The organism is Chromohalobacter sp. 296-RDG (assembly GCF_029889885.1).
In the GTDB taxonomy this organism is placed as follows: Bacteria; Pseudomonadota; Gammaproteobacteria; order Pseudomonadales; family Halomonadaceae; genus Chromohalobacter.
The window spans coordinates 1-7233 of the sequence record NZ_JARANY010000085.1 but is presented as its reverse complement, the minus strand read 5'-3'; the positions used below and the strand labels follow the sequence as shown (position 1 = coordinate 7233).

The window sequence follows — 7233 nt, the reverse complement described above, 5'->3', positions numbered from 1 at the left end:
CGAACGCGGCGAACTCGTCGCACTGGAGACCCCGCTGCACCTGGTTCGGGACTTCTCGTTATTGTGGCATCCCGAGCGCTACCGCAGTCCGCTCTGGCAAGCCTTCAAGGTCTTTCTTCAGGATGCGGGATCGAGTACGTGAGCGTGTGTCTTTTACCCTGCCAGCGCCTCGAACTGCGGTAGTACGGTTTCTTTTAGAAACGGGCGGTAATGCGCCTCGGTCACGCGGACCGGGTGGGCATCCATGCGCGCGATGGCGTCGGCCAGCGCCGTTTCGTCCTCGCGCGGGACCAGGAAGTCGGCGAGTTCCCCCGAGAGTATTTCACGCGGGCCGGAGGGGCAGTCGACGCTGACCACCGGCGTGTCGAGCAGCAGCGATTCGATCAGCGCGCGAGGCAGGCCTTCGGCGTCCGAGGTCAGGATCAAGGCCTTGGCGTGGCGCATGAAGGGGTAGGGGTTGGTCTGGTAGCCGGGTAGGATGACGCGGCCAGCGAGTCCCATGTCCTCGATCATCGCGCGTAGCTTGGCTTCTTCATCGCCTTTGCCTTTCCCCAGCAGCATCAGTGGTGTGGTGACGCCACTGGCTTTGTAGGCGCGCAACAATCGATCGTGGCGCTTGCGTGGTTCGAAGGTGCCGACGTTGATCAAATACTCGCCCTCGGGAATATCCGCCGGCTCCTCGGCCATGCGCAGGAAGGGCGCACGCTCGTAAGGGTTGTAGATGGCGCGAATCTCGGCCGGCTGGAGGCCGATGACATCGAGAAGGTTGTCCTTGACGCCCTGGGAGACGGCGACGACATTGCGCCCGCTATAGAAGTGATGCACTTTGGTGAAGGCCTTGGTGCGTTGTTCGGGATCGCTGAATTTCGCCGAGATATCGCTCTTGATCCAGAACCACAAGTTGGGGAATGCCAGGTGCCGAGTGATCTTGTCGCAGGAGCATGACAGCACGACATCCGGGGCAAAGGCCTTCAAGGCACGTGCGATGCGCGTGGCCTGCCATTTTTCCACCCATACGGTGGAAAATAGCTTGCTGAAACGATTGATGACCCCGAGATTTTCGATCTCCAGACCATCCGGCAGGCGGTGTTCGATTTTATCGCGCAGGATGAAGACCTTGACGACGTGGCCGCGCTGGCGAAGGCCGTCAGCGGTGTAAAGCAGCGACTTCTCCGCGCCGCCGCCGTAAAGATCGGCAATGACGAAGGCAAAACGTTTGGCTGTCATGGTGTCTTCCCTGGTGCGTCGATGAGCGCCGATTCCTATAGCGCGAGTTGGTCAACCAGATACGCTTCGGCGAATGCCCGATAACGCTCGCCCTGCAATTTCGTGGGGCTAAGCATGGCCATAATGGTCTGGCGGCGTTGGCGGGCATCTTGCGGCAGGCGTTTGACGTGGGTATCGATCCAGATGATCTCGCCAGCGTCATCGAGCAGCAAGTTGCCATAATGAAAGTCGCGATGATAGTAGCCGTGCCGGATCAGGGCCACGGCGTCATCGCATACACGTTGTAGAAATGCCAAGCGTGCTTCTTCTTCCTGGCGGCGAAAGTAATCCGCGCCGGATTCGCCCCGGTCGAGATGTTCCATGGCCAGCAGCGACCCCAATGGGTTGAGGGGGTTGAGGGCCACGCCGATACCACGGCATTCGATGGCGCGCAGTCCGGCCTGGCGGATACAGGCATTGGCTCGCCATTCCTTGAGGGCATCGAAGCCGCCGAACAGACGTTTTTCGAGGATATCGCGCAGCCACCAGTTGAGTGGTTGACGATGGGCCGTGAATTTGTCGGCGATCAGCTTGAACAGGGTGTTGGAGCGTGGCTCGAGGAAGAAACGACTGCTGCCCACCGCTTCCATTTGTCGTGTCGTGCCGGGTTGCGACAACTCGAGATGGGAAGTGAACGCAAAGCGTGTGCGCATGTAATACCAGCGCGCAACACCATTGAGCGAGACACGATACAACGGCATGAGTGGCGATCCGCCTCGTTCGGGAAACAAGGCGCTAATCCTCGGGAAGTGGGGGGAGGTTGTCAAGGCAATGTCATGACAGGACTGGCGCCTGCCGTGGTGGCTGGTTACCGTACGCTCAGAGATATGCCCGGATGAGGAAGATGCCATGCTGACGCCCGTGATTCTCGCTGGCGGTAATGGAACCCGCCTGTGGCCGCTGTCGCGTCGCGATACGCCCAAGCAATTCCTGGCGCTGCTTGGCGAGCGGAGCCTGCTGCAGGCGACGCTCGAGCGTCTTGAGGGGCTCGACGTGGCACGCTCCATCGTCGTCTGCGCGGATGCCCACCGTTTTCTTGTTGCCGAGCAGTTGCGTGAAATCGGTTGCGAGGCGGATATCGTGCTCGAACCCGAGGGACGCGACACCGCGCCGGCGATTGCCATAGCGGCGCTTTGCCAGCAGGCGCGCGAAGCCAGTGCGAACCGTGACGCGCCCCTGTTGGTATTGCCTTCCGATCATCACCTCGAAGACGTGGCGATTTTCCACGACGCATTGAAGACGGCGCTGCCGGCGGCGGAGCGAGGTGATCTGGTGACGTTTGGCATCGTGCCGCGTCATCCAGAAACCGGCTACGGCTACCTGGAGGTGGACGACATCACCGCAGGCCTGCAGCCGCTCAAACGCTTCGTGGAAAAACCGGATGCCGAGCATGCGCGTGATCTTGTCGAAGACGGTCATCATCTCTGGAACAGCGGCATGTTCCTGTTGCGAGGGGATCGTTACCTCGAAGAGCTGAGATATTGGCGACCGGCCATGCATGCCTTGGTGGAGAAGACCTGGGCCGGACGTGGGGCAGATCTCGATTTTCTACGTCCCGAGTCGGGCGCGTTTTCTGAATGCGACGCCGAATCCATCGACTACGCCGTCATGGAACATACCCGGGCCGGTGTCGTCGTCCCTCTGGCGTCGGGATGGTCGGATGTCGGCTCCTACCAGGCATTGTGGGACGTCGCGCAGAAAGACGATGACGGCAATCTGCTGCGCGGTGACGTCATCGCGGAAAATACGCGAGACGCCTGGGTACAGTCGCAGTCGCGTCTGGTCGCGACGCTCGGGATCTCGGATCTTGTCGTCGTCGAAACCCCTGACGCCGTGCTGGTGGCGGATCGTCACCGCGTTCAGGAGGTCAAGACCCTGGTCGCGCGTCTGCAATCGCTCGGGCGCCAGGAGGGCATCGCTCAGCGACGTGCCTATCGCCCGTGGGGCAGTTACGAATGCGTCGAGCAGGGCGCACGCTTTCAGGTCAAGCATATTCGCGTACATCCCGGTGCCCGCCTTTCGCTGCAACGCCATCATCACCGCGCCGAGCATTGGGTGGTCGTGTCCGGCACCGCGCGGGTGACCCGGGGAGACGAGGTCTTCCTGTTGGGTGAAAATCAGTCCGCGTACATCCCGTTGGGCACCACACATCGTCTGGAAAACCCCGGCCGCATCGAACTGGAACTCATCGAAGTGCAAAGCGGCGCGTATCTCGGCGAGGACGATATCGTGCGTCTTGATGACGACTACCGACGTGGCTGATGAATAGCGTATTGAGTAGCATTCAAGATCAAGCGGAGAGGCTTGATCCGCTCTTGGAGGGCGGTTCAATCGGGCCGCTTGCCGTAGTGGACAAGAGCGAAGGTAATATCGCAAGGACAGCGGCAATGCGACGTTAAGGGTCACATAAGCCAGCGCGGGGACACTTGCAGGGCTATCCACATAGGAAGGAGTGCCCGCATGTTCTCCCTGACTTACCTGCGTCGGCATACTGCCATGCGCCACCTGGGACGACGTCTCGAAAAAGCGGCCAAGAGCTGGGTCTACCGAGCGATTGCGCGAGGTTCGCGCTCAGCTCGCCCAGCTACGCCCGAGGCTATTCATGGTGTTCGGCGTGTCCTGCTGGTACGCCCCAACTTTCGTATTGGCAATGCCGTCATCGGTGCCCGCTTGATCCAGGCCTTTGCCGAGGGGCGACCGGAAATCGATATCGACTACCTGGGAACCGACACCACCCGCGCTCTATTTGAGGGCATGCCGTTGGCCAACTACCACGCCTTGAGTCGCAGCATGCTGGTTCGGCCGTGGCGACTGGTGCAATTGCTTGTTCGGCTGAGGCAGAGAAAATACGACTTGGCCATTCAGGTCGGTGATAACTCACTGACAAGCTGGCTTCTCATACAGTTATGCGGTGCTCGCAAGAGTTTGGGACAACGCGGGCGGCTAGAGGCGAGCCATGACTGGGTCAGTGATGTATCACCATCTCATGCCCACGAGATAGTCAGTTCTCTGGCGGCCAGCTTGGGTCTGGCGTGTTCCTCTCGTCCATGGTTGGTGGTGTCCGAACAGGAGCGTCGTGTCGCTGCCACCGGACTGACCAGCCTCTCGGGATTACAGGCATCCATTGGAATCTTCGTCGGTGGCCATCTCGGTAAGCGTTTGCCGCTCGAGTTCTGGCAAGACTTGCTGCGTGATCTCGAGCAACGTCAGAAGCCCTATCTGGTGTTGTTGGGCCCGGAGGAGGAGACCATGCGCACGCCACTGGAGAGTGTCGCTGGCGAGTTCGGTCGAGTGCTTCCTCAGATGCCGCTGCGAGACTTTCTGGGTGTGCTAGCTAACCTGGTATGCCTGATCACGCCGGACACGGGGCCCATGCACATGGCTGCCGCCTTGGAGATCCCGGTATTGGCGCTGTTGCGAGTGGGGAAGTCACGCAAGTTTTCACCCAGAGGCCCCTCAGACTTGACGCTTTTCCAGCCAACTCCGGCCGAGGTCGCTGAGCAGGTGTGCGTCAACTTGGGCCCTGGACTGTCGCAAAAAAAGTATCGCCATAGCAGTTCGCTACTTCTGGCAAGCGATAACAGGTAGGCGGGAAAGGCTCGCCTTGGCGCGCCTTTTGCAATTCATGGTGTGCTCCAGACGATGGTGGCTTCCAGCCCATGTTCAGGACGGTTGCGCAGTTGGAGTGTAGCCTGCTGGCGCTGGGCCAGTTCGACGACGATGGAAAGTCCCAGGCCGCTGCCGGTGGTGCGTTGGTCGGAGGCGCGACGGAAACGCTCAGTCACCTTCTCGAGCAGTTCGTCGGGGATGCCGGGACCGCTGTCACGCACGCTCAACTGGGCGGTGCCTGACGCGGTTTCGCTGAGTTCCACCTCGACATGGCTGCCTTCCGGCGTGTAGCGCAGGGCGTTATCGAGCAGGTTGCGGAAAAGAATGCCGACTTCGGTTTCATCGGCATGCACACGCAATTGTTTGAGCCCTTCGAGCGTCAGCTGTTGCCGGCGCTCATGGGCGAGGGGCCACAGGTCGGCCATGAGTTCGATGACGATGGGGTAGAGGTCGATTGGGCTGGTGTGGCTATCCGGTGTGCGATCCAGCCGCGCCAGTACCAATAGTTGTTCGACGACACGTTGCAAACGATCGACGCCGGTATAAGCCTTTTGCAGCGATGCGGTTTCGCCGGCCTTGACGTTGTCCAGGTGGATACGCAGTGCGGCCAGCGGGGTACGTAATTCATGCGCGGCGTCCGCGGTGAAGCGCCGTTCACGCTCCAGGGTTTCGCCCAGCCTGTCGATGAAGTCATTCAGCGAGTGACGCAGTCCCGCGAGTTCGCGGGGAACGTTGAGCTCGATGTGCCGAAGATCACGGGCATGTCGTCCTTGTACCTGGTCCGAAAGACGCCGAATAGGGGTCAAGCCACGGCGGATGATACGGTTCATCAGCCACAACATGAGCGGCAACAGGACTAGCATGGGAATGAGGTTGTTCCAGGTGATGCGTTCGACGATCTCGCGCTGGAAATTGCCACGTTGGCCCATGCTGATCCACAGCTTGTGGCGCTCATCGAACGTGCTGAAGACACGCCAGCGGTGGCCGGCGTAGTCGACCCAGCGGAAACCTTCTTCGTCGGGTGCGGGAAAAGGCGCATCCTGTGTCCACTTCCCCTGAAGCAGACGTGGTGTCTTGTCGGGTTCCCAGAATCCCAGCGCGAGTTTGCGTTCTTCCTCGTGATAGAGCTTGGCTGACGTGGCATCATCGCTTGCGAGTGTGACGGGTTTGCCATCGTGGTAGGCGCGTGCAGGATGATCGGGAATGCTGAGATGGTTGGCCAGTCGCGCGAGTTCGGCATCGCTGGCGTCTTCCGGTAGCTGGCCGGCGACGATACGGCTGTGGAGGCTGAGCTGGGTGTCGAGCATTTCTTCCAGCTCGTGATCGGTAATCAAATACGAGGCGAGCACCGCCACGCCGCCGGACACGACGAGGACCAACGTCAGCGTGCGGAGCAGATAATAACGAATGGATGTCATGTCGCGTGGCGATCCAGACGATAACCGATACCGCGGACGGTCATGATGAGCGATTTGCCGAGTTTCTTGCGCAGATGGTGAACATGGACCTCCACCGCGTTCGAGGCGACTTCTTCTCCCCAGCCATAGAGAAGACTTTCCAGCCGAGGGCGTGAGAGCACCTTGTCGGGATGACGCGCCAATTCGAGCAATAGGGCGTATTCGCGCCGCCCCAGCGTGACATCAAGCCCCTGCCAGCTCACACTGTGGCTGGCCTCGTCGATGCTCAAGGCGCCGACTGTCAGAGTGTGTGACGCGCGGCCTTCGGCGCGTCGAGTGATGACGCGCAAGCGCGCGAGCAATTCCTGCAGATTGAAGGGCTTGAGTACATAATCGTCGGCGCCGGCATCGAGCCCACGTATACGTTCCTCGACGGCGTCGCGCGCGGTGAGGATGAGGATCGGCAGTGAGGAAGCTTCACGCAGGCGCTCAAGCACTGTCATGCCATCCATATCGGGGAGGCCCAGATCGAGAATCATGGCGCTGAAAGATTCATTATGCACCGCCTCGATGGCGTGATGGCCTTCGGTGAACCAGTCCACGGTATAAGCATCACGGGCGAGTGCGGTCTTGATGCCATCGCCCAGCAGGGGATCGTCTTCGACCAAGAGTATACGCATGGGGCCTCCTTGTAACTGGCGCCAGCGTAGCATGATGCATGAAGCTTAAATGTTTCTTAAGGGGCGTTTAGCCCAGTGGCCCGCCGACAACGGTCTTCTCGAGCCCCGCGATGATGGCGTCGCCGTCTGCGTGGGCGAGTTCGTCATACCAGGCTTGGGTATTTTCGGGGTCCAGGCCATGGATCATCGCCGCGCGCTTGCGAGCGCGGGAGACGATCTCGCCGACGCGCTCGACACGTGACGCATCGTAGTGCGTCAGTGCCGTGGCAATCGCCGTCGAG

6 protein-coding genes and 1 pseudogene are annotated in these 7233 nt (G+C 60.4%); 2 read left to right on the top strand and 5 right to left on the bottom strand.

Translation table 11 applies throughout. From position 1 onward, the window contains the following. Positions 1 to 153: 153 nt before the first annotated feature. Both OP495_RS15840 and OP495_RS15835 read right to left on the bottom strand, forming a co-directional pair. Positions 154 to 1227 (bottom strand): glycosyltransferase, encoded by a 1074-nt coding sequence (locus OP495_RS15840; RefSeq protein ID WP_280570654.1) that lies wholly within the window; start codon positions 1225 to 1227, stop codon positions 154 to 156. Positions 1228 to 1262: 35 nt separating this feature from the next. Then, a complete protein-coding gene (locus OP495_RS15835) occupies positions 1263 to 1997 on the bottom strand; it encodes a hypothetical protein (protein ID WP_280570652.1) in 735 nt (244 codons plus the stop codon). Positions 1998 to 2115: 118 nt separating this feature from the next. On the opposite strand from OP495_RS15835, the gene OP495_RS15830 reads away from it, so the two are divergent. Together OP495_RS15830 and OP495_RS15825 are read left to right on the top strand one after the other, a co-directional pair. Continuing rightward, on the top strand, positions 2116 to 3528 hold the full coding sequence (locus OP495_RS15830; protein ID WP_280570650.1) for a mannose-1-phosphate guanylyltransferase/mannose-6-phosphate isomerase: 1413 nt from the start codon (positions 2116 to 2118) through the stop codon (positions 3526 to 3528). 198 nt (positions 3529 to 3726) lie between these two features. Continuing rightward, positions 3727 to 4854: a glycosyltransferase family 9 protein gene (locus tag OP495_RS15825; RefSeq protein ID WP_280570648.1), complete on the top strand. Its 1128-nt coding sequence runs from the start codon at positions 3727 to 3729 to the stop codon at positions 4852 to 4854. Between the two features lie 35 nt (positions 4855 to 4889). Here the strand turns inward: OP495_RS15825 and OP495_RS15820 are convergent, their stop codons facing one another. The 3 genes and pseudogenes from OP495_RS15820 to OP495_RS15810 all read right to left on the bottom strand — a co-directional run. Beyond that, positions 4890 to 6293 carry an ATP-binding protein gene (locus OP495_RS15820; RefSeq protein ID WP_280570646.1) on the bottom strand — a complete coding sequence of 468 codons (1404 nt, stop codon included), beginning with the start codon at positions 6291 to 6293 and terminating at the stop codon, positions 4890 to 4892. Next, positions 6290 to 6952 carry a response regulator transcription factor gene (locus tag OP495_RS15815; RefSeq protein ID WP_280563816.1) on the bottom strand — a complete coding sequence of 221 codons (663 nt, stop codon included), beginning with the start codon at positions 6950 to 6952 and terminating at the stop codon, positions 6290 to 6292. The genes OP495_RS15820 and OP495_RS15815 overlap by 4 nt, the downstream gene beginning before the upstream one ends. Before the next feature lie 67 nt (positions 6953 to 7019). Continuing rightward, positions 7020 to 7233: pseudogene (locus tag OP495_RS15810) on the bottom strand (monooxygenase); the annotation flags it as partial.